The 24,600-nt window shown below is 58.8% G+C and carries 24 protein-coding genes; 1 reads left to right on the forward strand and 23 read right to left on the reverse strand.

Features of this window, described 5'->3' with window-relative positions; translation table 11 throughout:
* The first annotated feature begins 75 nt into the window (after window positions 1–75).
* Window positions 76–972, forward strand: a complete 897-nt coding sequence (locus HHL25_RS16240) for a helix-turn-helix transcriptional regulator (RefSeq protein WP_169593480.1) — start codon at window positions 76–78, stop codon at window positions 970–972.
* Window positions 973–1,186: 214 nt separating this feature from the next.
* Here the strand turns inward: HHL25_RS16240 and HHL25_RS16245 are convergent, their stop codons facing one another.
* The 23 genes from HHL25_RS16245 to HHL25_RS16355 all read right to left on the reverse strand — a co-directional run bounded on the left by HHL25_RS16245 (window position 1,187) and on the right by HHL25_RS16355 (window position 24,561).
* Window positions 1,187–1,750: a sugar transferase gene (locus HHL25_RS16245; protein WP_205927881.1), complete on the reverse strand. Its 564-nt coding sequence runs from the start codon at window positions 1,748–1,750 to the stop codon at window positions 1,187–1,189.
* 3 nt (window positions 1,751–1,753) lie between these two features.
* Window positions 1,754–3,214: an aminotransferase class I/II-fold pyridoxal phosphate-dependent enzyme gene (locus tag HHL25_RS16250; RefSeq protein ID WP_169593483.1), complete on the reverse strand. Its 1,461-nt coding sequence runs from the start codon at window positions 3,212–3,214 to the stop codon at window positions 1,754–1,756.
* Window positions 3,215–3,221: 7 nt separating this feature from the next.
* The gene (locus HHL25_RS16255; protein WP_169593486.1) at window positions 3,222–3,827 is read right to left on the reverse strand and encodes an acetyltransferase; all 606 of its coding nucleotides are present in this window, start codon (window positions 3,825–3,827) and stop codon (window positions 3,222–3,224) included.
* Entirely contained in the window at window positions 3,824–4,951 is a 1,128-nt protein-coding gene (neuC, locus tag HHL25_RS16260) for a UDP-N-acetylglucosamine 2-epimerase (RefSeq protein WP_169593489.1), read from the reverse strand. The genes HHL25_RS16255 and neuC overlap by 4 nt, the downstream gene beginning before the upstream one ends.
* A 4-nt stretch (window positions 4,952–4,955) precedes the next feature.
* Complete coding sequence (gene neuB / locus HHL25_RS16265; RefSeq protein WP_246701852.1) at window positions 4,956–6,029, reverse strand: N-acetylneuraminate synthase; 1,074 nt, start codon at window positions 6,027–6,029, stop codon at window positions 4,956–4,958.
* Window positions 5,987–6,907: an NAD-dependent epimerase/dehydratase family protein gene (locus HHL25_RS16270; protein ID WP_169593491.1), complete on the reverse strand. Its 921-nt coding sequence runs from the start codon at window positions 6,905–6,907 to the stop codon at window positions 5,987–5,989. The genes neuB and HHL25_RS16270 overlap by 43 nt, the downstream gene beginning before the upstream one ends.
* A gap of 258 nt (window positions 6,908–7,165) precedes the next feature.
* Entirely contained in the window at window positions 7,166–8,467 is a 1,302-nt protein-coding gene (locus HHL25_RS16275) for an oligosaccharide repeat unit polymerase (RefSeq protein ID WP_246701874.1), read from the reverse strand.
* A 438-nt stretch (window positions 8,468–8,905) separates the two neighbouring features.
* Window positions 8,906–10,339 carry a hypothetical protein gene (locus HHL25_RS16280; protein WP_169593495.1) on the reverse strand — a complete coding sequence of 478 codons (1,434 nt, stop codon included), beginning with the start codon at window positions 10,337–10,339 and terminating at the stop codon, window positions 8,906–8,908.
* Window positions 10,329–11,594 carry a lipopolysaccharide biosynthesis protein gene (locus tag HHL25_RS16285; protein ID WP_169593498.1) on the reverse strand — a complete coding sequence of 422 codons (1,266 nt, stop codon included), beginning with the start codon at window positions 11,592–11,594 and terminating at the stop codon, window positions 10,329–10,331. Before HHL25_RS16285 ends, HHL25_RS16280 begins: the two co-directional genes overlap by 11 nt.
* Window positions 11,572–12,381 (reverse strand): SDR family oxidoreductase, encoded by an 810-nt coding sequence (locus HHL25_RS16290; RefSeq protein ID WP_169593500.1) that lies wholly within the window; start codon window positions 12,379–12,381, stop codon window positions 11,572–11,574. The genes HHL25_RS16285 and HHL25_RS16290 overlap by 23 nt, the downstream gene beginning before the upstream one ends.
* A gap of 10 nt (window positions 12,382–12,391) precedes the next feature.
* The gene (locus tag HHL25_RS16295) at window positions 12,392–13,768 is read right to left on the reverse strand and encodes a glutamate-1-semialdehyde 2,1-aminomutase (protein ID WP_169593502.1); all 1,377 of its coding nucleotides are present in this window, start codon (window positions 13,766–13,768) and stop codon (window positions 12,392–12,394) included.
* 11 nt (window positions 13,769–13,779) lie between these two features.
* Window positions 13,780–14,457: a serine acetyltransferase gene (locus HHL25_RS16300; protein WP_169593504.1), complete on the reverse strand. Its 678-nt coding sequence runs from the start codon at window positions 14,455–14,457 to the stop codon at window positions 13,780–13,782.
* Window positions 14,454–15,227 (reverse strand): imidazole glycerol phosphate synthase subunit HisF, encoded by a 774-nt coding sequence (hisF, locus tag HHL25_RS16305; RefSeq protein ID WP_169593506.1) that lies wholly within the window; start codon window positions 15,225–15,227, stop codon window positions 14,454–14,456. Before hisF ends, HHL25_RS16300 begins: the two co-directional genes overlap by 4 nt.
* The gene (gene hisH / locus HHL25_RS16310) at window positions 15,228–15,845 is read right to left on the reverse strand and encodes an imidazole glycerol phosphate synthase subunit HisH (protein ID WP_169593508.1); all 618 of its coding nucleotides are present in this window, start codon (window positions 15,843–15,845) and stop codon (window positions 15,228–15,230) included. It abuts the gene before it with no gap.
* Window position 15,846: 1 nt separating this feature from the next.
* Window positions 15,847–17,058 (reverse strand): N-acetyl sugar amidotransferase, encoded by a 1,212-nt coding sequence (locus HHL25_RS16315; protein ID WP_169593510.1) that lies wholly within the window; start codon window positions 17,056–17,058, stop codon window positions 15,847–15,849.
* Window positions 17,055–17,798 carry an acylneuraminate cytidylyltransferase family protein gene (locus HHL25_RS16320; RefSeq protein ID WP_169593512.1) on the reverse strand — a complete coding sequence of 248 codons (744 nt, stop codon included), beginning with the start codon at window positions 17,796–17,798 and terminating at the stop codon, window positions 17,055–17,057. The genes HHL25_RS16315 and HHL25_RS16320 overlap by 4 nt, the downstream gene beginning before the upstream one ends.
* Window positions 17,799–17,800: 2 nt before the next feature.
* Window positions 17,801–18,592 carry a glycosyltransferase family 2 protein gene (locus HHL25_RS16325; protein WP_169593514.1) on the reverse strand — a complete coding sequence of 264 codons (792 nt, stop codon included), beginning with the start codon at window positions 18,590–18,592 and terminating at the stop codon, window positions 17,801–17,803.
* A gap of 10 nt (window positions 18,593–18,602) precedes the next feature.
* A complete protein-coding gene (locus tag HHL25_RS16330) occupies window positions 18,603–19,100 on the reverse strand; it encodes a dTDP-4-dehydrorhamnose 3,5-epimerase family protein (protein WP_169593516.1) in 498 nt (165 codons plus the stop codon).
* Window positions 19,101–19,207: 107 nt separating this feature from the next.
* Window positions 19,208–20,329 (reverse strand): GDP-mannose 4,6-dehydratase, encoded by a 1,122-nt coding sequence (gene gmd / locus HHL25_RS16335; RefSeq protein WP_169593517.1) that lies wholly within the window; start codon window positions 20,327–20,329, stop codon window positions 19,208–19,210.
* A 409-nt stretch (window positions 20,330–20,738) separates the two neighbouring features.
* A complete protein-coding gene (locus HHL25_RS16340; protein ID WP_169593519.1) occupies window positions 20,739–21,788 on the reverse strand; it encodes a hypothetical protein in 1,050 nt (349 codons plus the stop codon).
* Window positions 21,789–22,053: 265 nt separating this feature from the next.
* Window positions 22,054–22,563 carry a VOC family protein gene (locus tag HHL25_RS16345; protein ID WP_246701853.1) on the reverse strand — a complete coding sequence of 170 codons (510 nt, stop codon included), beginning with the start codon at window positions 22,561–22,563 and terminating at the stop codon, window positions 22,054–22,056.
* Window positions 22,550–24,328: an HAD-IIIC family phosphatase gene (locus HHL25_RS16350; RefSeq protein ID WP_169593521.1), complete on the reverse strand. Its 1,779-nt coding sequence runs from the start codon at window positions 24,326–24,328 to the stop codon at window positions 22,550–22,552. The genes HHL25_RS16345 and HHL25_RS16350 overlap by 14 nt, the downstream gene beginning before the upstream one ends.
* Window positions 24,328–24,561 carry an acyl carrier protein gene (locus HHL25_RS16355; RefSeq protein WP_169593523.1) on the reverse strand — a complete coding sequence of 78 codons (234 nt, stop codon included), beginning with the start codon at window positions 24,559–24,561 and terminating at the stop codon, window positions 24,328–24,330. The genes HHL25_RS16350 and HHL25_RS16355 overlap by 1 nt, the downstream gene beginning before the upstream one ends.
* Window positions 24,562–24,600: the final 39 nt, after the last annotated feature.

Genomic DNA, 24,600 nt, shown 5'->3' on the forward strand with positions numbered 1-24,600 from the left:
GGCAAGGCTCGCCGGACCATTTATCGATGTTGCATCGACATAGATATTTGTCGCATCCTGTCGGCTAATTTTCCCATGTTTCCAGAACTGTCACCGCCAATGAATGACGAAATCTACTTTCCCGTGGCCAGGGCCGAGGCAGCATTCTTTGCCTATCGGCTGCTTGTGGCTGGCTCGCGCCGCGCCCGGCCGGCGGATCCGGCAATCACCACGCTCTTTCACGAGCAGTGCCTTATCCTGACTTTGTCCGGACGTGGCATTGTCGACGCCGGCAGGACCCGATCCGTCGTCACGGCCGGCGATGTCGCATGGATAGACACGGCGCGGCCCTATGCCCACCACTGCCATGGTGAAAGCGATATCTGGCACTATCTCTGGATCAGCATAGACGGCACCGGGATTGCAGACCTGCATGGCTGGTTAGGCTTCCGTGAGGCGCCCGTCATCGCCTGTGGCGAAGCCGCTGAACTCGCGGACCAGATGAGGGAGATCCTTCGTCTTGCCAGAATGCCCGACCGTCACGTGCTGGGAACCCTCAACGTGGCAGTCGCTCATGTACTCTCGGTGATCGCCCGGTCGCGCTTGACCCTGGCCGAGAAAACCCTTTCCCGCGGCGACCAGGCGATGGAGGCGCTGGTCGCTCAGGTGCGACGGGATATTGCCGCCGACTGGTCCGTTCCGCGCATGGCTTTGTCGGCGGGCGTAAGCTGTTCTCAACTTCATCGCCGCTTCCTGAAGACCTTCGATCAGTCCCCGGCCCGGTGGCTGCGGCAGGAGCGGATCAACCTGGCGCGCCGCTACCTGCTGAGCGGATTTGAAAAGATCAGCACGATTGCCAGTCGCTGCGGTTATGACGATCCGTTCCACTTCAGCCGTGACTTCCGAGTCTTGACCGGCCTGAGCCCCACCGACTACCGGAAGTCGCAGGCTGACGGAGCCAGCGCCGATCGCGGAAGTTCGGCTGAAACCTGAGGCTCTGGCGCAGGATCGCGAAGGGACGACGCCTGATGACGGTCTCGCGTCCTTGGCCAGCAGGTGAGGGAAGAGCAGGTTTTCCGAACGGATCCGAGCCCCTGGGCCTCCGCCGGATTTTGGGATGGTCCGTCAGAGCAAGCATGCAGCAGCAGCCACAGCCTGACGCCGCACGGCCTTGAAGGCCGGACTGCGGTTCTAAAGGCCGTTCTCCCTAGTGGCGTATGCCGGTACGGGAGGTGATGACCGGAAGGGTCATGAGAATGATCTTGATGTCCAGCCAAAGCGACTGCTGCTCCAGATATTCCCGATCCATCGCTACCTTCTCCTCAATGCTGAGGTCGTCGCGCCCGCGCACTTGAGCAAGCCCAGTCAGGCCTGGGCGCAGTTTGTGGACGCCTGCCTCCGTGCGCAGCTTTATCAGGTCGTCCTGGTTGAACAGAGCCGGGCGCGGGCCGACAATGCTCATGTCGCCGACGAGGATCGACCAGACCTGCGGCAATTCGTCGAGGCTGGTCTTTCGAATGAACTTGCCGACGGGAGTAATGTAGACCTCAGGCTGCGTCAGTTGGTGAGTGGCGACGTTCGGCGTATCGGTCCGCATGCTGCGAAACTTCGGCATCTTGAAGATCGCGTTGTCGCGGCCCACCCGATCCGACCAGAACAGGACCGGCCCCTTCGAGGTTGCCTTTACGAGAATTGCCACAAGAATGCATGGCAGCAGAAACACGAGTCCGGCCAGTAGGCTGAGTATGATATCGATAGAGCGCTTCAGCATCGTTCAACCCACCAGCGAGCGGATCTTGCCCGTAACACGGGCAATGTCGTCCTGCGTCATGTTTGATCCCGAGGGCAGACACAAGCCGATATCATAGAGCGAATCCGAAACACTGGTATTGTCATGCTGGTAATAGCTGCAGCCCTTAAACACCGGTTGCAGATGCAGCGGCTTCCAGATGGGCCGTGCCTCAATCAGATCGTCAGCCAGTTTCTTCAACAGTGTATGATTGTCGATCCTGCTTTTGGTCGGATCGAGTGTGCAGGCTGTCAGCCAGCGGTTCGAGAAGCTCCATGCCGGTTCGGGCATCCACTCGATCCCCGGAATTCCGGAGAGTTCGGTGACGTAGGTATCGAACATCCTGCGGCGTGCCTCGATCCGGTCATCAAGCACCTTGAGTTGCCCGCGGCCGATACCGGCAAGGATATTACTCATCCTATAGTTGTATCCAATCTCCTTGTGCTCGTAATGGAGTGCAGGCTCGCGTGCCTGCGTGGACAAGAAGCGGGCCCGCGCGATCAGATCGGAGTCGTCGGAGACAAGCATGCCGCCGCCCGACGTGGTGATGATCTTGTTGCCGTTGAACGAGAAAACGCCCAGACGACCGAATGTGCCGCTGTTGCGGCCCTTGTATTTCGCTCCGAGAGATTCGGCTGCATCCTCGACAACCGGCACGCCGTAGTAGTCGGCAAGCTCCAGAATTGGGTCCATGTCGGCGCTCTGGCCGTAGAGATTGACCACGACAATCGCCTTCGGAAGCTTCCTTTCGGCCTTTGCTTCAGCCAATGCACGTTCCAGCGCCTTGGGCGACATGTTCCATGTCTCGGGTTCGGAGTCAATGAAGACCGGTTCGGCATCCTGATAGACAATCGGGGCCGCGCTCGCGATGAAGGTCAACGAGGAACAGAATACCCGATCTCCCGATCCCACACCTAACAGCCGCAGCGCAAGATGGATTGCCGCGGAGCCCGACGACAAGGCTGCGGCCGCCTTGATGCCGATCATCTCGCAGATTTCCCGTTCAAAGGCGTCGACGTTGGGGCCGAGTGGTGCAATCCAGTTCGAGCGAAACGCCTCGTCGACGTATTCGCGTTCCAGGTCGCCCATGTGCGGCGACGAGAGGAAAATCCGTTTCGACAAGGTCTTGCGGTCGAAGATTTCGACCAGCCGGTTGCCGGCATCAACGACCGGCAGATGATCCAGATGATATTCATCCATGATGCCGAGCGCCTCGACACGCGAGATTCCCTGCGGGGCCGTGACCGGGACGCGCGGAGGCAGCCCCCTGACCGGATCCTCGAGCGAGGCGCCCTTGAGGATCAGACGTCGCAGATCGCCGTCAGTAACGGTTCGGCGGACTTCGCCGCCTTCGGAAAGGATCACCAACACGCCGCGACCCGAGGCATCAAGCCGCGCAAGGGCCTCGCGCAAAGTGGTTTCTTCCGCAATGCAATCCGTTTTCATTCGCTCGTCACTCCCTGACAATGCGTGCATTTCCAATCCAAACCGCGCCATGGGGGATGGATTTGGTGACGACAGATCCGGCTCCGATCACAACGTCGTCGCCGATTTCGATACCCGGCAGGATGGTCGCATTGGAACCCACCAGGACATTTTTTCCGATCAGAACGGCTCCGCCGAGGGTCGATGCCGGTGCTATATGCGTGCCGTCACCAATCACGCAATCATGATCGACGATCGCCCCATGATTGATGATCACGCCATGCCCCACCCTGGCCTGCGACGACACGATTGCACGGCAGGCTACGAACGTGCCTTGCCCGATTGTCGCGCTGGGCGAAAGGGAGGCGTCGGGATGAACAACACTCAACAGTTCGCTTCCGGAGGCGCGAGCCCTGTCCAGCAAACGGATACGCACGGCGTTATTCCCTATGGCGACGTGGCTTTTCGTTCCCCGCATGTCCGCGAGGCATTCCGGCGCCTGTACGAGCCTGCCCATGAACTCCCCTTCGTGGTCGGCCCGCACGGTGACCTGCGTAGGATCACTTCCAGCGGCAATCAATGCCTCAAAGACCACCTTTGCATGGCCACCGGCTCCAATCAGGATCGTGCTCAATATGACAGGACCTTCTTCAGGATCTCCGCCCCAAGAGGATGGGTGGAAAGGTGAAACGCAAGTCTTTCGCCGGCCCGCCCGTCCCCATAGACATTAACGGCGGCGGGCCTTGGCGTCACGCGGATCGACGCCAACCGGTCCGCAATCGCGGCTGCGTCTTCGGGAAGGTCGATAACGTTGGCATTGCGCTCGCGCAGGTTCTGACGTGATCCAAGGTTCAGAACCGGCGTCCCGAAACTGGCTGCCTCGATGATGCCAGAGCTCGAATTCCCGACCATCGCATCCGCAACAGCCATGATCTGGATGAATTCGGCGCGCGGAAGGTGGACGAAGGTCTTCATCCCCTCGAGCGTTTCGGTCTCGAAGACGGCGCGGATCGCGTTGCTTCCCGCATCGGCATTCGGCAACAGCGCGACGCTTTGCCATTGCGCCCGACGAAGCCCCTCGAGCACGGCGCGGATCTTTTCACCGGCGGCCTCCGCTTCCTGCAGAACCGGGTGGAACAAGACCAGCGCGACCGGCCGGGCCGTATCGAACCCCATTTCGGCGAAGACCTCGTCGCGGGTGCGCAGGGGGCCATCGGTCAGGCCATCGAGGCCGGGGGCTCCTGTGACGTACACGCAATCGGGTCGCTCACCCAATCTTATCAGCCGCGCGCGCGATTCCTCGGTTGCGGCAAAATGGAGGTGGGACAACTTCGATATGGCGTGACGCACGGATTCGTCCACTGTCCCGGACCGTTCGCCGCCGTGGATATGGGCCACCGGGACGTTCAGGTGAATGGCAGCGATCGCGGCTGCCAGCATTTCGCCTCGATCCCCGAGCAGCAAAACAGCATCGGGACGCTCGGCCTCCATCACATCGACGAAGGCACTGGTCATGGCGCCTATGCTTCTTGCCATGGTCGCGCCGGTTGCCGGATGCAGGGCGACAGCCACCTTGGCAGCAATCCGCAAGCCAGAGGCCTCTATCTCGCGCCAGGTTTCACCATACCGAGGATCAAGATGCATCCCTGCCGCCACGACAGCAAGGTCGAGGGCAGGATCCGCCGCGATCCGTTTCAGGCTGGATTGCATCAGCCCGAAATCGGCGCGTGTACCCGAGACATAGAGAACCTTGCGCATTCGTTCACGCGCCTTCGATGTCATCCCATTGAAGGGCTTGCCCGTCTGTGACGGGCCGCTTCAGCACCCGCCCTATAAGCGAATCGTGATGGCGCGGCAATATCCCGACCGCAGGCCGCAGCATCGCCATATCGGATGCCGCCAGGATGGTGCCCGCCGGCAAGTCGCGCGTTGCCGCGATCGAGCGACGAGCGAGCACACGCATTTCCTGTTCCGAATCGGTCGGGCTTTTGTCGGCACTTCCCAATGCAGCTTCTACAACGCGGACCTGCTCGACCATGGTCTTGAGCTCCGATGGTTCGAGCGACGCCTTGTGGTCCGGACCCTCCATGGTTCGATCGAGGGTGAAGTGCTTTTCCACGACCGTCGCGCCAAGGGCGACTGCTGCCGGACATACGGCGATCCCCAACGTGTGATCCGAGTAACCAACGGGCAAGCCGGTCGAAGCTGCAATCGACTGCATCGCCCGGAGATTGGCGTTCTCCGGTGCCGTCGGGTAGTTCGACGTGCAGTGCAGGATCGTCAGGCATTCGTCGAGGTTGCGCGCTCCGGCCCAATGCGTCCGCAAGACGGAGACGGCATCGACGATCTCGTCCATCGTGGCCATGCCCGTCGAGAGGATGAGCGGCAATCCCTTGCGGGAAAGGTGCCGCAGAAACACATGGTTGGTAATCTCACCCGATGGGATCTTTATGCGCGACATGCCAAGGTCGACGAGGAAATCGGCCGACTCCGCGTCGAAGGGCGTCGACATGAATTCAATTCCGCGTCTTGCGCAGTACGCGAACAGCCCGCGATGCAGGTCATGGCTCATCTCGAGCTTCTTCAGCATCTCATACTGGCTGCCTTCGCCCGTTGCCTCCTGCTGGTATTTTGCCTTTGCGGCGGATTTCTGCACCACCTTGTCGGCGGAAAAGGTCTGGAACTTCACCGCGTCGGCGCCGGCGTCGACGGCGGCGTCGACAAGCGCATAGGCAAGATCGTCCTGACCATTGTGGTTCACCCCAGCCTCGGCGATGATGAAAGTCGACATGATCAATCCTTGTCTCGGAAGAATTCGTCGCGGGGAGGCGCCCAATTCAATCTGGATTTCGTGGCGGTGATATCGACTTCGAGGTCACCGAACAGCTGTTGATCCATCGCGCGTTTCCCCATGAGGCGCAAGGCCGCACGCAGCAAGAAAACGGGAACGGGCACGAAGCGTGCCCGTTGTCCCGTGGCCGCCGCCAGACGTTCGAGAATTTCACGCGTGCTCATGGGTTGCTCTTCCGCGACCAGAATCGGTCGCCCGGGAGCGCTCGGATGGATGGTGCAATGGCGGATCAGGTCGCACAGTGTGCCGACACTCACCAGTGAACGACGGTTTTTCGTCGCGAGGCCAAAGGGCAGCGGGATGCCCCTGCTGATCATGCGCGACAAGGACTGCAGGTTTCCGACCGGCTCAGGACCGATGATCAGCGGTGGACGGATGACGACCACCTCCAATCCCGTCTCGGCGGCGATCTGGGCAAGCCCTTCTTCGGCCGCAAGCTTGGATACCGCATAGGGCGAATGCGGTGCTGGCGGGTCGGTCTCGCGGAAGGGAGTGCCATCGGTCTGGTTTCCGTTCACGCCGATCGACGATATGAACACGAAGCGCTTGACGCCTGCCCCAACCGCCTGCCGTGCCAGATGCAACGTCGCATCCCGGTTCGCCCGCATGAACAACGGCAGCGGGTCGTCTACCGTTTCGTGCAGGATATGTGCCCTTGCAGCGCAATGAACGACACAATTAACCCCGCTTAGCGCCGCTTCGAGATCGGGTGTGTCGGTCAGGTCCTCGAGGGCGACGCTGTCCGTATCCATTGCAGTGGTGGTGCGCATGCCGGCCAGAACCCGCCCGTCCCGGCGGAGGAAGGGTACGAGTTGTCGACCCAGAAAACCTGCCGCACCCGTTACAAGAATGGTTTGTGTCATCAATGGCCCTCAATCGGCGAGAGACCCGCCTCGGCGGGTCTCGTAGTCACCCTATGCAACACAGTGTTGTCGTTCCGGCCAGTCCAGGGATCCGCGCAAGAAATCTGGTGTCTGGCGCCAAACACTTGCCAGGGCAGGCGAGACGGCGACCCAAATCGGAGCTGCATCGCAGCCGGTTCTCCTTCCTGGTCGAGCTCCTCGCTGGTTGTTGATTTCGTTCCCGGGTCTTAGAACCGGGCAAATTGCAGATAGGATCCTTCAATTCGTGGATGAGTTCCTGGCAACCGCTGCATCGGCCGGGCGGCGCATGAGAACAAATGCCAGGACCAGCCAAACATGCGTGATGAAGCCGTTGCTGAAGCCAAGGGGCGTGTTCACGATGCTGAAGAAGATCCCCAGCGTGACGAAGGGGGCGAAAACAAACCAGCGTGCATCTTGCCCGAGCCTGGTATTCCGATAGACCAGGGCTGCCAGCCATCCCCACACCAACGCAATTGCCAGGCCGCCGTATAGATAGTCGACATAAAGCGTTCCAAACGCAGATGGATAGAAACCATAGATGTCGTGATCCAGCAGGTACTTGAAGTTCTGGGCCACTCCGTCGGGGTCGAGGCGACGCATGATCGCCGTCGTGATTTCGATGCCATAGACCCCCATCAGTGGTCCGCCGGCGTAAGTCGCGAACAATGAATTCGAAATGACGATGCCCTGAATGAAATACCAGACGAAGACAAAGATCAGATAGGTCGTCGTCGAGCCCAGGAGATCGACCATCCATTCGGCCTGGGGGCCGCCGAATGTGACGCCCCACCGGATTGCGGCATGCCGCAACATCTCCTGTCCGCCGCCATCCAGTTCGGCACGTGTGATGAAGACATTGATGAAGTAGTTAAACCCGACAAGGGCCAAGACGACCGCGACGATCTTTACCAAAGGATGAATCCGGTGCGGCTTGGCGGCACCGAGCGCTTTGACGCGACCCCAGAGATACGGCCGCGCCGCATAAGCCAGAAACGCATAGGCCATGGTACTGAAAAGCGGCGTTCGCCCGCCCATGGCCAAGCTTGCTAGCACACCTGGAAACACACCGAAAATGAAGATCTCTACCCAATTCGGCTTGCTTTTGAACAAGACGGCACGAACCAGGTAAACATAGCTCGCGGGATAACACAAAAAACCGATCTTAAACGCGCCGGAGCTTTGCGACATGGTCCCGAGCAACATGGCCTGGGCCTGCTCCGAGCGAGCGGTGTAGGCGGAGGCCAGGTCGAGCCCGGCGCCGCGAACGAGCTCATAGCCCATTGAAATGCAGCCGACTACGGCGATCGACTTCAGGAGGAGATCTGCCCGCGAAAAGTCGATTTCGGTAGGTGCCTGTACCGGTTGCTGAGGCAGGTAGACCGTTCTCAGGAGGCCGCCTAAGCAGAACATGGCCAGGAACGCCAAAAGAACCAGGAAGCCATCGGTCGAGATTGTCCGGTAGGTCAACTGGAAAGGAAGCACCAGAAACGCGCTGAGCGCCCCGAGCCAGACGACAATCATGAAGAGCGCGGGATGCATCCTCACGACACGAGTCCTTGCGTTTGATCTGGCGCCCCGGCGGCCAACCAAGCTGTGCGGTCGAGCCGGGGAGAAGCGTTTGATGCCCGCAATCTCCCTGCGCATGGTTGGCGAGAGTATTCCAACTCAAGAGTTCCGTCGACCGGGGTCTTGAATAGTATGTCGGGCAGATCGGAAATCTGCCGAAATTCGGGATTGTCGCCAGCAGCGCAAGAAGCACCGAGCAGTCTTCGTTTGATGAGCGACGTCATGAAATCCTGATCGAGATTGCCTGAGAACGATTTGCGGTGCAACTTTCGCGTTGAATGCCAGATCAGCCGGACTGGGTGCCGCTCTCCGTTGCGGTTCACTGGCTGATGGGCTCCATAAACCCTGCCGAACTACGCGGGTCAAACAGAAACGACCGTCCCTGCGATTGATGAAAACCGTGGCTGGGGCTCAATTGCCGGTCGTCCTTGGGCCGTCGCCTTCCTGTTGATTTGGCTGCACAGTCATCAACTGTCTGATCTCCTGACCTACGATCTGGCCGAGTTCGGTTGCTCCGTTTGACGGATTTTCCGGATCAAAGCCCTTGAAGGAGAAGAAGTCCGAAGGGAAGCTTCCCTTGAGCAGCTTTGCGACAATCCGTCTCTGTCTTGCGGAAAGGTCCTGGACCACCGGAAAGGCCTCCACCATCTGAGGAAGCGAAGGGACCTGATCGCGGTTCTCGAGAAGGATGAAATCTCCCTCGGTGGTGTAGTAGTTCCGCGTCGTGATTGATTTCGCGCCAGCCAAGGCGGCTTGCAGGCCGAGTGTGCCCGTGCAGGTGAAATTCACGCCGCAGAGGCCGAGCGCTTCCATTCCGCTGACTTCATAGGGCAGCAGAACGACATTGGGCAGGGCGAGGAGCCGTTGTATCAATCCCAACTGTCGGAATCCGAACTGTAGCGGATGATCTTTGACAAGGATCACGTAGCCGGCGCTTGTAAAAGCATCGGCGGTCTCGACAAGAAGATCCTCATGTTCGATCAGCTTGAGATCATGAACCCAGTAGTCGATCGATGCCTCGGGGAACAACTGAAGGCCGAAAAACACACGCCGGCTCTTGTCGAATGCTTCAATCTTGTTGCGCCAATCGTAATCGACCATTGCTGTTATCTTGCGGTCTGACAGACTTGGCTTGTGCCCGAGGAAGCTTTGCGCATCAAGATAGTGGAGATTCAGGCGATCTTGCTTCAGCAGCGAGATGAGCCAGAAGATGAGGCCTCTTAAGCGGAAATACAAGAAGACCTTGAGGAAGCGGTACTGGGTGAAGTTCGCAGCCCCCTGAACGTATGACGGCGTGAAGAGTGGGGCCGTCAACGCGTCGACATGGCGCGTGACCTCGTCAGGATCGGGTGGTGCATCGTGCATGCACAGGACGCCCTTCTTCATCAACATCGACATGTGGGGAAGGGCAGAAACCGTCAATTCGTAGAACGGGATGCCCCGCTTGAGCGCGATGATGGACAGAACGTCCGAGACGTACCGGTCGATCGGGAAGCTCAAGATCACGTCGGGCCTGGTCTTGTCGAGCACCCCCTTGAACGCCTCTGCCATCGCCAGGGCCATTGCCGAGGCACGCCGCTCGCCCATGAAGCGCAGGACCCGGCAGCGCGCCACAATCTCCCCGACCTCGTTCTGACTCAACAATTCTGATGAGGTGGCGTGCTTGTCATAAAAGATCTTCTGGTGGCGTTGAAAATCGTCGACGACGCAGAAATCGCCCTCTCCCCGCAGATCCGAGACGGTGTAGCTTCGGTGAAACCCCATATTACGCCCGAGATGGCGAAACCAGGGTTCAGTGCGGTGAATCGAATAGATCAGCACCGCGCCTTCGCGTTCAATTGACATGTGAGAACTCCGAAGTCATGCGCACAAGGCGTATCTTTGTGAGGATCAGGTAGACCGTCGCGCTGACCCCCGTCGCCGCAATCAGGCCCGGAATGCCGAACCAGGCGGCAGTTGCGATCATGATCGGAAGGCCTATGGCAAATGAGAGAACCTGGGCGCGGAAGACGAAGGCTTCCTGATGTAGTGCATTGAACACGAGACTGTTCAGATCCGCGCGCGCTCGGACCGCCGACACGACCAGTAAACCGCCGAAATAGGCAAGGTCGAGCCTGTAGGCGAGAATGAGTTCCGTTGGTGCCAGCACGAAGAACCCGAAAATGCAAATGGCGGTCAACAGCCAGAAGATCAAAACTCTGCGGAACTCCCGCCTGACTATCGCTTCAAGCGCCCCGGGGTCCCGCTGCTGGCCGGACGCAAACACCGTCGGCAGAATCCGATTGAAGAAGGCGATGTTAAACACCTGATACAGCATCGCCGTCAGGAGAATGTGGCGAAAAAAGATACCGGCCTGTTCATGCGAAAGCAGCGCGCCGACCAACAGGCGATCCGACTGCAGGGTCAGAACTGCAGTCAACCCAAGGAGAAAATGCGTCCATGAACCGCGGTACTGCCCCGCGACAATTTCACGATAGCCAGCACTTGCCGCACTTTCCGGCGAGCGCCCGCGGAAGCCGGTCCATAGGAGTGCTATCACCAAAAGCGCTGCAAGCGATGCCCCCGCCCAGATCCCGACGACGAATTGAAGCGTGAGTGCTTTGCCCCAGAGCGCCCCGGCGAGCACCCCGGACGCGATCACGACATTCTTTGCCACCGTCACCACCAGCATTGAACGATAGCGCGGCTCGACCATGGCCATCTGATAGGCGAAGTTCATCAATTGCTCGGCAATCGCGATGGTCACGCACATGGCAATGATGGCGGGCGATGCCTTGACCATGAAGACCAGAGCGAGCACGAGGAGCGGGACGCAAAGCAGATAGTTGGTGGCGAAGAGCACCAGCGCCCGGGCGACAGCCTGATCGAAGCTTGCTGGCTCACGGCCGACCATGCGACGCATCAGGTCGATGTGGCGCTCATAGCCGATCGCAAAGGAGGCCAATCCCTGCAAAGTCACCAGAAGGCCGAACTGTCCCGCCTGTCCGACTTCAAGCGAATAGGTCGTGAAGACGACAAAGAGCGCCCGACTGCCGACCTCGAGAAATTTCAAAAGGACAACAAACATCCTGCCGATATCACCACGCCGTCCAGCCGCCATCGGCGGCAAGCACCTGACCTGTGATGTAGCTTGCCTGATCCGATGCAAGGAACACCGCGGGGCCGACGATCTCCTCGGCCTCGGCCATGCGTCCCATGGGTGTGCGTTGAGCGTAGTTCTGCTGAAACACGCCATTCTGACCGCTCGACACCCCACCGGGCACAAGGCAATTCGCCCGTATGTTGTGGGGTCCCCAATGTGTCGCGAGCCATTTCGTCAGCCCGACGACGGCGGCCTTGGACGCCGAGTAGACTGCGGGCGTATTGATCGGGCCGCCAAGGTAATAGGACCCTTCATAGATGCGCGGATCCGGCCCGACGAGCCCGTAGATCGAGGCTATGTTGATCACCGATCCACCTTTGCCCTGTGCAAGAAACTGCCTACTGGCAGCCTGCGACATCAGAAACATCCCGTCGATGTTCACCGACATCACGTCACGCCAGATTTCGAGGTCGTAGTCCTCGAATGGCGTGAAGAAGGCACGCACATCGCGCGATTTCGAAGCGGCGTTGTTGATCAGCACATCCAACTGGCCCGTCCTTGTGACGACTGCCGCCAGTGCTTCGCGCACGGATTGTGGATCGGTGATGTCGCAGGTAACGCCGAAGGCGCCGTTTCCGGTGGCTTCGGCTGCCTCCGCCGTGGACGTGGCATCGCGATCGAGCACGGCCACGGTTGCGCCGGCCGCCGCGAAGCCCTTGCAGAAATTCTGCCCCAAGATGCCGGCGCCGCCTGTGATCAGCACCGTCTTTCCCGACAAGTCCGGCAATGTCTGAACGCTGCTCATGAACGAGACCTCAGTTTGTGGGGCGGAAGACAGGCTTTACGGGTTCGCCTTCAAGGAAATCGGCGGGGTTTCCGTTCAGCGCCGCCGCGTACACGTCCAGGGCCTTCGACGCTGCCAGAAGTGTCTGGTCGAGCTCTGTGGGGCCATGGGCCAGCGAGATGGAAATCCAGGGGATCATGACCCTGTTGCGCAGCATCTCTTGCGCAAAGATCGTACGCATCACGGGGCTTGCTTGCCCTGTCGCGTCGCGGGTGACGTAGTTCAGTGCAACCGCAGGGCCCTCCAGGAGGAAATGGTCGGCCAGTCCGCGTTCGGCCGCGAGGGCTTGCAGCCCTTCCCGCAGCCGTGCACCGTATGACCAAAGATGTGCCGGAACATCCTCCTGCTCGCAGATATCGACGGCGGCAAGGAAGGCTCCCAGTGCAGGCATCTCTCCGCCATGTGTCGAGGAGAGGAGGAAGGTGCGCTCCATTCCGGGCTTGTTGATTGCCCCGACTTCCATGTATTCGGCCTTACCAGCCACTGCTGCCAGGGCGAAGCCGTTTGCCATGGCCTTGCCGAATGTCACGAGATCGGGCTCTACGCCGAAGAAATGCTGAGCGCCTTTCAGGTGCCAGCGGAATCCGGTGATCATCTCGTCGAGAATGAACAGCGCGCCATTCGCGTGGGCGAGGTTGCGAACCTGATGCAGGAAATTGGTGCTGTTCTCCGGGCATTCCGCGCAGGGTATCTGCGGCCACCGGGCCGAACAGGTGCTGCTGCAGGGCGTGATATGCGTCGCAGGCTCCAGCATGACTGCGGCGATCTGGTCGGGATATGCCGCAAAGTGAGCCGCCAACGAGTTGATGTCGTTATAGTCGAACAACAGCGTCGTGCTGGCATGTTCGGAGAGAACCCCACGCTTGATCGCAGTTGACCCGATGAACCAGTCGTCGAACGAAAAGAACGGATGCTGGCGGGGCACGCACACGTATTTGCGGCGCGTATAGGCGCGAGCAATCTTCACTGCCGCGGTGGTCACGTTCGAGCCGTTCTTGGCGAACTTCACCATCTCGGCTGCGGGAATCAACTGGCTCAGGCGTTCGGCGGCGCGCAGCTCGGTCATCGACGCCCGGGTGAGGCCTACGCCTTTCCCGATCTCGGCGATCGCGGCGGCATTCACCTTGGGGTGCGCGTAGCCCAAGGTGACCGATCGCAGCGCCATTCCGTAATCCAGATAACGGTTGCCATCCACATCCCAGACATAAGCGCCTTCGCCGCGTTCCAGCAGAGCCGGCGCATTGGATGGAAACTGATCGTCTCCGCGCGAGTAGGTGTGCGCCCCACCGGGTATCACAGCGTGCAGGCGCTGGCTGAGCGATTGATTGTCGGTCTTGTCACGGGACATGGGTTGGATCCTTATCCGATCGTGCGCCAGAGGGGATATGGCGCGGTATTGGGCTTCATGCGCAGCTGGCCGGGGCGGCCCATGACCAGGGTGCCAGCCGAAACATCAGTGTCGAGAACCAGCGTTTCGGCCGCAATCTGGCAATTGTCTCCGACGACGCTCTTTCCGAGGACGGCTGCGCCTGGACGGAGTGTCACATGCTTGCCCAGCCGGGGATAGATATCCCGATTCGAACCGATGCCGCAGCGCTGATAGGAAACGAAGTAATCCTGATAATCACCGCGCCCCAGAACGGTGCCCAACGGGTGCACAAGAAGAAAGATCTCGGGCAGCGCCACCTCATAATAGATGTCGCAGCCATGTAGTGCCTTGTTGAGCAGAAACAGCTTGCTACACACCGCAGCGTCGCCCCCCTGACGGAACAATTCGTTCGACAGGAAATAAAGCCACATTGCATATTGGTCGCCATGCAGATGGCTGAAGACCGATTGCGTGCCGTCAAAGAAGTACTTGTTGTCGATCTGCGCGAAACAATGCGCAAGCCGTGCCAACGCCTGGGGTACTGCATCACGCAGGTCATCGACGTTGACCGGATCCGGATCCGGAAACTGGTTATTCAACTGTGCTGTCGCATAGCCGGCCAACTGTGTCGGGGTCAGCGAAGTGCGGATATCCGAGACGGGTCTCACGACCTACTACCATGTTGCGAGCGAACGTTCCGCCCGTTCGTCGAAAGATAGCTGCGGACTTTGATCGGGCTCTGGTCGGTGAAAAGGAACATGGACGAGATCGTGATGGCCGAAGCCCCTGCATCCAGAGCATCCATGCAGTGCTTCAGCGTTCCTGCGCCGCTCGAGGCAATCAGTGGCTTCTGGAGCCGGTCTGAAAGAGCGGCGATCATTTCCAGATCGTAGCCTTCCATCGTGCCGTCGCGATCGATCGACGTCATCATGATTTCACCGGCATGAGCATCTTCCATCCGCAATGCCCATTCCACCGCATCGAGTTCGGTCCTTTCGGTCCCGCAACGTCGGTAGACAAACGACCCTTCAGGGCCGGTGCGATAGTCGACAGCAACCACGATACACTGATCGCCGAAACGCGATGCCGCCTGCGTGACGAAACCGGGACGATCGATCGCCGACGAGTTGATGCAAACCTTGTCGGCCCCGGCTTTCAGCAAGGCCTCAATCTGCTGGAGCGTCGTAATCCCGCCGCCGACGGTCAGGGGCATGAAGACCTCTTCGGACACCTTCTCGATGATACGGCCTTCGGGCGGACGATTCTGCAGCGTTGCGTCGATGTCGAGAAAGATCATCTCGTCGACGCCATAGCTGTCGTAGACCTTCGCCGTCGAAACCGGATTTCCCGCTTCGCGCCATTGTTCGAAGAACTCGATGCCCTTGACCAGTCGACCGTCACGGATCAGGAACTTGGGGATGATGCGTTTCTTCAGCATTCAGAATTCCCTGTCCATCCAGTTCTGCAGGATCTGCAACCCGTTGTCCTGACTCTTCTCCGGATGAAATTGGGTTGCCACGATATTGCCGTGTGCCACCGCCGCAGTAACCGTCTGCGCATGATCGGTAGTGGCGATGACATCGTTTTGGTCCTTGCAGACCATATGGAAGGAGTGGACGAAGTACACGTCGTTTCCCTTGGCCGGCAGACCCTTGAACAGCCACTCCTCGCCGCAAATCTGCAACTGGTTCCAGCCGACCTGCGGCACCTTGGCCTCAGGCGTCGAAATCATCGGCATGACATCGGCATCAAACCAGCCCAGACCCTTGTGCGTGCCGTGCTCGTGGCTCACGCTGGCCATGAGTTGCATCCCTAGGCAAATTCCAAGGACGGGTTTGCCCTGGCCGAGGACCTGGTCGTTCAAGGGGCCTTCGAGGTCGAGCGAACGCAGAAGGCCGATGGCATCGCCGAACGCGCCGACACCGGGCAGGACGAGCCGGTCCGCCGCCGCGAAGGCCGCAGGGTCGCGGCTGATCTCGGTGTCGTAGCCGAGATACTCGAACGCGTTCGACAAGGACCGGACGTTACCCATGCCGTAGTCGACGATGACAATCATCTCACTCGCCTTTGTCCGTGTCTTTCGTATTCCTGACTCGCCCCCAGGTCTTGTCTTGCGGTCCGAGCGGAACATCACTCAAATCCGTGCGGTCCCATTTGTCGAAGTCGTAAGGCACAGGCCCGGTTTCGACCTTGGCCCGGTCAAACTCCCATGGATGGATAGCGAGGGGCCGAAGATACTCGTAATATTCGTCTTCCGTCATGCCAAGGATCTCGAGGAACCAGTCCATCGAGGCAGGGCGCTTGCCGTCGTACTGGGCTTCGAGGCGCAAAGCCTCTTCGCGCGTCTTGCGGCCGTGGCGGATGTCGATCGACATCAGGTGGTTCGTGCGGCCATAGCCACGCTTCACGAACTTCGAATAGTCACGCATTCCCTGGAATGTGCATTCGACCTTTTCGTAGTGATACTCCGGCGGTACGCCTTCGACCTCGTGTCCGAACCAGTCCAGTTCCTTGCCGATGAGCTCGACGTTCGCACGGGTGTCCCACTTGATGTAGTTGCCCAGGCAGATTGAACGGACCTTGAGCTTCATCAGGTCCTTGCGTTTGGGATAGTTGAACATCCAAAGGTCGCGCATCTCGACACGTCCGCCGAGGAACTCGTACATGTCATCGGCAGTGATGCCCTGATTCATGAGCCGGTTGAAGCGCTTCTCGTCGACTTCTTCCATTTCTTCAAAGGTGTACCAGCTATGGTATTCAGCGGTGCTCTCTCCCCAGAACAACAGCGGCACCTCGAAGCGCACAGCCATATGCATGACGCCGGCATAGATGCCCGTGTGGCAATGCCAGCAGAAGTCGCCCCGGCGCTTGAAGCTTTCCAGCATGAGCTCGCGCACGACATGGAAGTTGGGCTGGAACTCGACCACATCGACGCCGAGCTTCTTGAACACCATGGTGTTGTTCTCTTCGACCTTTGGCCGGTAACCCCAATGGTTGAAGCGCACGACCAGCGGCTTCAGCTTTAGCTTGCGGACGATGTACCAGAGCTGGAAAACACTGTCCTTTCCGCCCGAAAACGGGACGATGCAGTCGTAGAGCCCCTTGTTCGCATATTCGGCGATGAGTTCGTCAAGCTGGCGCTGACGGTCGTCCCAGTCGATGGCCTCCGCCTTGTATTCGGACTGGCGGCACACGCTGCAAACACCTTCTTCATCGAAGGTTAGCGTGTCGACGGTTTCGACGTTAAGGCAGCGAGTACATCTTTTCATGATTTATCTCCTTCAGAGACGGCGTTTTTTGCCCGGTGCTTCATGATCGCTTCGATGCAGATGAAATCAGTGAGATCATCAACTTCGAGGGACTTGAAGCGATCGGTCGAAATTCCCATCGTCGCATCGTGACAAAAGCCACGTTTCTGGCGAATTGCGTCAATTGTCGACAGATAGAAGCTGCCGTCCAGTGCATAAACAGGTTCAAGGTCCTGGCGCCTCGGCAACGTGCCGAAGTCGCCACCCTGCAGAGGGACGATCTGTCCGGATTCGGGGTCGCGGCGCACGGCAAAAGCCGGATGCTGGGTTTCCATCGCGGAAATTCCTACGGCCGCCGTGAGTTCCGGGCGCGACATCAAAGCCTTGAGCGCGGCGTCGATATCGGATGCCTCGGTCATCGGCGAGGTGGGTTCCAACAGTACCAGCAGGTCGAAACGGTCGCCTGCTGCTTCAAGCGAATCAATGGCATGCAGTATGAAGTCGATGCTGGGGGCCTTGTCCGAGGCGAGCTCCGCGGGGCGCAGGAATGGCACATCGGCTCCATACTTGCGACCGATATCGGCGTAGTCAGGCGAATCGGTCGACAGGATCACCCGGTCGACATACGCTGACGCCCTGGCAGCCTCGATCGGCCACGCGAGAAGCGGCTTGCCGAGCAACGGCCGGATATTCTTGTGAGGCAGCCCCTTTGACCCTGCCCGAGCGGGTATCAGTGCCAGAACTCGTTTGCCGTCAATCATGGTTATCTCGTCGCCAGGAGGTCCGGAGCCTTGACGAAGCGCCCGCGTACGCGCTGCATGAGCCGGTCGATGATCTTTACGCCGTAGAACCTTACCGTCGAGCAGCGAACGCCATGCTTTTCCTGCGCGGCGCGAATTTCGTTGTTCTGCCGCAGGATCGACTTCATGTTGCCTCCGGTCGCGCCGCCCGAGCGCATCCGTACCCAGATTTCTGGGACATAGACCGACTGGACATTGTGTGTGTAGAACGTGCGCAAAAGGAATTCATAGTCGGCGGCGAGCCGGTAGGACAGGTCGAAGTTGCCGACCTTTTCATAGACGCTGCGACGCAGGAACACCGTCGGGTGGGCGGGAATGAACCCGCTGCGTAATGCCGCGCGTGTTATCGGCTTCGAATGCCAATGCCGCTCGATCTGTTCGGTGTGTTGGGGGTTCACATAAACCAGGTCGGCATGGCAAGCATCAACCGCCGGGTCCTCGAACACCTTCATTACCTGAGAGGCAACATTGCCGGAGGCATAGTAGTCGTCCGAATTAATGAAGCCGATAATTTCGCCAGTGGCAAAGGTGAGGCCCTTGTTGTAGGCGTCGTAGATCCCCTTGTCGGGCTCGCTGACGATTTTCGTGATCCGCGTCCCGACATTGCGACAGATCTCCACGGTGTTGTCCTTCGAGTTCCCATCGATAATGATGTGCTCGATTTCGGGATAGTCCTGCGCGTTCACGGACTTAAGCGTATCCGCGACAGTGGACGCGCTGTTGTAACACGCAGTCAGCAAGGTCAGCTTGGTCATCGGTTCACTCTCAATTGGCTTGGCGAACAGGCCGGGCAAGCGGGATCCCTGCCTTGTCCTTGTTCGAAAGCTGCATGTCTCCGAGCGAAAGTGCCTCGCTCAACACGTCAGCGACGAAGTAGCTGTCCTCTGCGGCTTCATCATAACGGCCGTCACAAAAATATTCGAACTCGACGTCGGTAATTGCATAGAATCCGTGTGCAAGATGGGCGGCAATATGAACCCAGTCCGTTTCCGGAGTAATCTCGCGATACCAGATCACACCCTGTGGATCGTCGGGATCGGTGACGAAATCGTAGATCCGTCCGGATAGGACACGGATGATCTTGTCCTGCAACGAGGGCGCTCGCTGCCGATGGAGTCCGCGAAAAACGCCCTTCTGCGAGGTCGAGCGTTTCAGGACGACATTGCCTTTTTCGTAGAGGATCTTGATGCATCCTCGCTGATCACCCAGAGTCACGGGCTGATCCAGCAGGCAGGCAAACGGCTTTGCGACGTGTGACGTCATGGATTGCTCATCAAAGGGAAAACCAACGCCTCGATACCGACTGCAGCCCCCGTTTGCAAGGAAGATCATGGCCCGCACAGTGCGGCGGCCATGATCCGCCGGCCATTTCAGCCTTCGATCGACACCGGCAATTCCAACCCGTGTGCCTTGATCAGAGCGTGTCGGCGAGCCGTCTTGAGATCTTCAACCACCATTTCGGCGCACATTTCCCTAGCCGTAATCTCCGGCGTCCAACCGAGTTTTTCCTTCGCCTTGCTGGGGTCACCCAGCAATGTTTCGACCTCGGCAGGACGGAAGTAGCGCGGATCGATCCGCAGGATCACGTCTCCGGGCTTGACCGCCGGGGCATCATTGCCGGTGACGGCTTCGACCACCGCGATCTCGTTCACGCCAGAACCTTCGAAGCGAAGCGTGATGCCAAGTTCCTGCGCGGTCCAGACGATGAACTCGCGCACCGACTGCTGGACGCCTGTCGCAATCACAAAGTCTTCCGGTACGTCCTGCTGCAGCATCATCCATTGCATGCGGACATAGTCCTTTGCATGGCCCCAATCGCGCAAGGCGTCGATATTGCCCATGTAGAGACAGTCCTCGAGACCCTGCGCGATGTTGCAGAACCCGCGCGTGATCTTGCGGGTCACGAAGGTCTCGCCGCGACGGGGGCTCTCATGGTTGAACAGGATGCCGTTGCAGGCGTAGATCCCGTAGGCTTCGCGATAGTTTACCGTGATCCAGTATGCATAAAGCTTTGCCACCCCGTAAGGACTGCGCGGGTGGAAAGGCGTGGTCTCGCGTTGCGGCGCTTCCTGGACCAAACCATAAAGTTCAGAGGTGGAAGCCTGATAGAAACGCGTCTTTTTCTCGAGGCCGAGAAACCGTATCGCCTCAAGCAAGCGCAGGGTGCCGATCGCATCAACATCAGCAGTGTATTCGGGGGATTCGAAGCTCACGGCGACGTGGGACTGGGCCCCTAGATTGTAGACCTCGTCGGGCTCGATCTGGGCGAGAATGCGGGTGAGGTTCGAGCTGTCCGTGAGGTCGCCGTAATGGAGTTTCAAGCGCTGATGATGCGCATGAGGATCCTGATAGATGTGGTCAATTCGCTGCGTGTTGAACAGCGACGAACGCCGCTTTATGCCGTGAACCTCATAGCCCTTGTTCAGCAGAAACTCCGCCAGGTAGGAACCGTCTTGCCCGGTAATCCCCGTGATAAGTGCCCGTTTTGTCATAGATAACCCGTCCGTTCGTGGAAACAGCTTGTCTCAGGCTGGCGCCTTGTCCTCTTGCGCCGAGCATCGTGTTTCGTGTGAGTCTGGTTTCAGTTGCCCCTTGGGTATCCGGTTCAAGTGTCAGTGTCAGGTCTGCCGGCTGCCGCCGGTCCCTGCCGACCACACCAGACTTCTGTTTCAGGTGCCAAAGGCGTGGTCGTGCCACAATCGTCAATCCCCCAGCCCGGCTGCGGTGGAGAAGTTCAAGATGGGATAACATTCAAGCCGGATTGCCCCAAGGGTTAGATCCGACCGGACCTCCGGAACCCCCAACAAATCGAAGTGAGAGCCTGCCAGGAAGGGGGAGCCGTCGACGATTTGGTTCGACCAAGCAAGCCGAGCCTGCTCTGAGCGTTCACCAAACATCACCTTATCCAAGCCTCGGTACGGCATGTCTGGCAAGATGTCGAACCAGAAGCAACCCCAATCCCGCAAGGGCACCAAACAACAGTGCCACGACGGTGAACATCATGCGTCTGGGTCCGACCGCATATTCGGGGGCGTAGATCGGCGTGGCAAACTTTGCGGCTTCTGTTGCGGGCGGCAACAGATCGCGCTCCAGCTCGCTGATACGAGCCCTCAATGTTCTCGATTTTTTTTCCTGATCCTTTAGCAGGACGCCCTTCTTGTCGCTTTGATATACTTCGCTGTCAAAGTCGAGCGATATGTCCTCCTGCGAGGATTGAAGCAAGTTCAGTCTCTTGCCGAGATCCTGAATGCTGGATTCAAGGCTTCGAATGTCTGCTTTCTTCGACAGAACCACGGATAGAAGCATTGAAGATTCCAGCGAGTGGTCATCATCTTGAGTGAGACGTGCAGCCGCGGCCTCGAGCCGGCCCAGGACAGTTTTCGCGTCGGCGAGCTCTTGTTCGGCCAACTCAAGCCCGTTTTGAGTCAGCTCAAGCTCGTTTCGTTGCTTGATGTCAGTGTAGGCCAATAGTTTCTTTGATGCCTTCAGATCGTCTTCGACGCTTTTCGAACGCGCGGCCATCAATTCGGCCTGGTTCTCATTGACGTCGCTCAGCACGGCCTGAAGGCAATCTCGCGACAGTTGCGAACTTCCGGACCGGTAGGAAACAGAAATGAATACCGATTGCCTGGATATGCTTGCGTTGATTGCGTCGCTCAGCTGTTTCCCGTCCGCCGAGCCGCACGCCTCAAGTGTCTTCGCGGTGAAGAAGGTGGGCGAGCGCATCTTTTCTACCAGGACGTTGATATCCTCCAGCGGAACGTCTGAGACCTGAGCGGGGCGTATCAGGCCTGTCGCGGAGAACTGGTCCGGCATGCGATAGCTGAGGCCAGCACCGATGATGCCTCCCAGCGCGGCGGCAAGCGCAAACGTCTTCCAGCCTTCCTTGATAAAGCGATAGACGTCAACAAGGCTGATTTCGCCATCGGAATCGTAGCTGCGTTCGTTCATGTGTTCTTCCAGATATAGATTTTCACGATGCCGTGTCGCCTAGATACGCCGTGGTGCCTCTTGAGCAGAGCGACAGGGCTTTTCGTTACAGCCTGGAAAGGCGGCATGCTATCCTTTTTCGAGGTACGCGAGACGTTGCGCCTTCGAGACAGGGGCAATTCAGCGAAAGAGCCTGCCTGCCGCGTTTGATAGTCCGGCCCGAATGTTAATGCATGCGGGGCCCGATCGCCACCACAGAGTTGGCGTTTCGACGTGCTGGGGCCGATCAGCTGTTCAGGCCCCATATGGCCGTAGCCTCCCCTAAGGGGTCGACAGCGTGCTTTCCGATGCGCCGTTTTGTCATCAACTCTACCACCAGGCCTACCCTTGTCAGAGCAAAAGCGATCTCCCGGTCAAAGACGGCGCCATAGCTGGGTTCCGCCACAACCTGGGCGCCGCCTGCGACAAGATCGTTCAGGTCACTCGCCAAATCGTCAGTGAACAAGCAGATATGATCCAGCCCTCCCCCGCGCGCCAGACGGTTTGCCACCGGGCTGTCGGTTGCGTCCAACGGTGCCACCAGTTCGATTGGCGCCGCGCCCCGAAACAACAGGAGCGCACAGCTCACCTTCTGAATCGGGTCAATCGCAGGCGGCACGAGGATCTCCGCGCCGAGCTTCGTCCATGCCTTAATGGATCGCTCCATGTTGGGAACCACATATCCGAGATGGAACAGCTTGCGAGGATCGTATCCCAGGTCAGGATCATCAGGGATCATGGGGCTATCGCCAGTCATCGCGAATATCCGGCTTCACGACCTGAATGTATTCCGGGACGGCAAGCTCGTCGGTGCTTCTGTCAAATGTCGAGCGACCGCTGTCGGTCTCGCGCAATTCGAAACCGTGTCGGAGGAAGAGGTCGGCTACCATCCCGTTCTTCTTGGTCGCAATGATCTCGCCGACCGCACGCTTCGAACCCTTCCGTCGCGCCAACTCGATGCCGAAGCTGATGATTGCGGATTCAATCCCACGTGCCAGGACACGACAGGACATCAGCAACGTGTCAAATTCGGAACGGCCATCAAAGTGCTTGAGTATTGCGACGCCGACGATCCCGTATTCGCCGAACCGATCTTCGACGCTGACGCAGAACAGGTCGGTCGTCGGATCCTTGAGATATGCCGTGATCTCCTGCGCCGTATAGCGCCTCGATGTCGCGTTGAACTGGTTGGTCTTGTTGACCAACTGGGTGACCCTCGCGATGTCGCTCTCATCCGGAACTATGATCGTCACCTTGAGGTCAAGGCTCGCGAGATATTGTTCCGGCGCAAGTTGTTGCGCCAGTTCGTTGCGGGCTGCTTCGTGCCGGACCATGGCCACGCGCTGCAAGTCTTCGCTGGTGATCTCAAGCCTGTCGAACAGTCGGGACGCGGCCTTCAGCAGGGTCGGGATATCCGTGGCATCCTCCGGGACGGTCAGGCACGTGACGCCCGGCGCGTTCGTGCCGACTTCATCGATCTCGAACGGATTGTCGTCAATGAAAACCAGGGAATCCAGGCCGATGTTCAGGTCCTTGGCGATTTCCGCGAGATTCTTGGACTTTGGCTCCCAATTCACTCTCCAGGAGGAGATGTCATCTCTCTTCAAAATCATGCCGCTGTGACGCTCGAAGATCTCGTCGACGTCAGCGGGGTTGTTCTTGCTGCAAACGGCGAGGAAGATCCCGGAATCGCGCATCTTCTTGAGTTGCCGCTGAAACTCGCGATAAGGCCTGCCGGGGAAATCATCCGACAGCGAGATGCCGTCGAGGCCGTCTTCGCCGATGATCCCGCCCCACAGTGTGTTGTCGCAATCGACAACAATACATTTCTTCGGCTCGCGCTTCCTTGCGGCATGGATGCGCAACAGCCTGTCCGCGATCCGCAGCTGAAATCTTGGGGAATACGGCTGACGATAAAGCATTTCGTCGCGAGGGCTAAGGCTCTGGGCTTCCCCCAATCGCGAAATTTCTTCTTCAAGATCGACGGTGTAGATGCCGGAGCTCGAGCTTGCCAGATCATGGATCCTGGTCAGCGTCTCATACCATACGCCCATCAGGGCCGATGGTTTGGAGAAGGTTGAAATCCCCTCGGTAAACCCTCTCGGCTTTGGGGGGAGGGAAAGCACGATCATGCCCTGATACTGTTCCCTGAGAAGAGTGACGGCGCGCAGCAGCACGTCCGTCGCCTCGCGTGTCGTCCGGGGATCGTCCGTGTTCGAGAGATCCTCCAGCCGGAACAAGATGACAATGGCTTCCGGCTCGGGGGTCCCGAAAGCATCGCGATGGTTCAGGCAGATCTGGGTGACCTGATTGTAGTCGGCGACGCTGACCCGAGGATTGGCGTGACCGGCCTCCAGCAGCAAGGCGCCAAAGAAGTCGGCGATCCCGCGATCCGTGAACGTGGAAGAGAAGGCAACGAAGACGTCGTTATCGTTCTCCTGCGTTTCCTCGTAGGTGTAGCTGCGCCAGAGTTTGGAAAGGCTGCGAATTCGATCCTTGTCGGGATCTACGTGGCTGCCCATCAAAAGGTCACGCCCTTTGCAGCGAGCACTTCGCGGGCGATGCCGATCGTCCGCATCTTCATAACTTCCTTGCCCGAGAGCGTGACGTCGAATTCGCTTTCGATCGCGGCCACCAGACGCATCGCTGCAAGGCTGTCCCAGCTTTCTACCGTGTCGGGGTTGCTGCCGTCCGAAAGTTCGGAAGGGTCAACGCCCAATTCTTCGGCAAATAGCGCAATCAGTTTATCGGACATCGGCCTTCAGCTCTCTGCAGGTTTTGTTGCGGTGTTGTT

The organism is Rhizobium terricola (assembly GCF_012927355.1).
GTDB classification, from domain to species: domain Bacteria; phylum Pseudomonadota; class Alphaproteobacteria; order Rhizobiales; family Rhizobiaceae; genus Allorhizobium; species Allorhizobium terricola.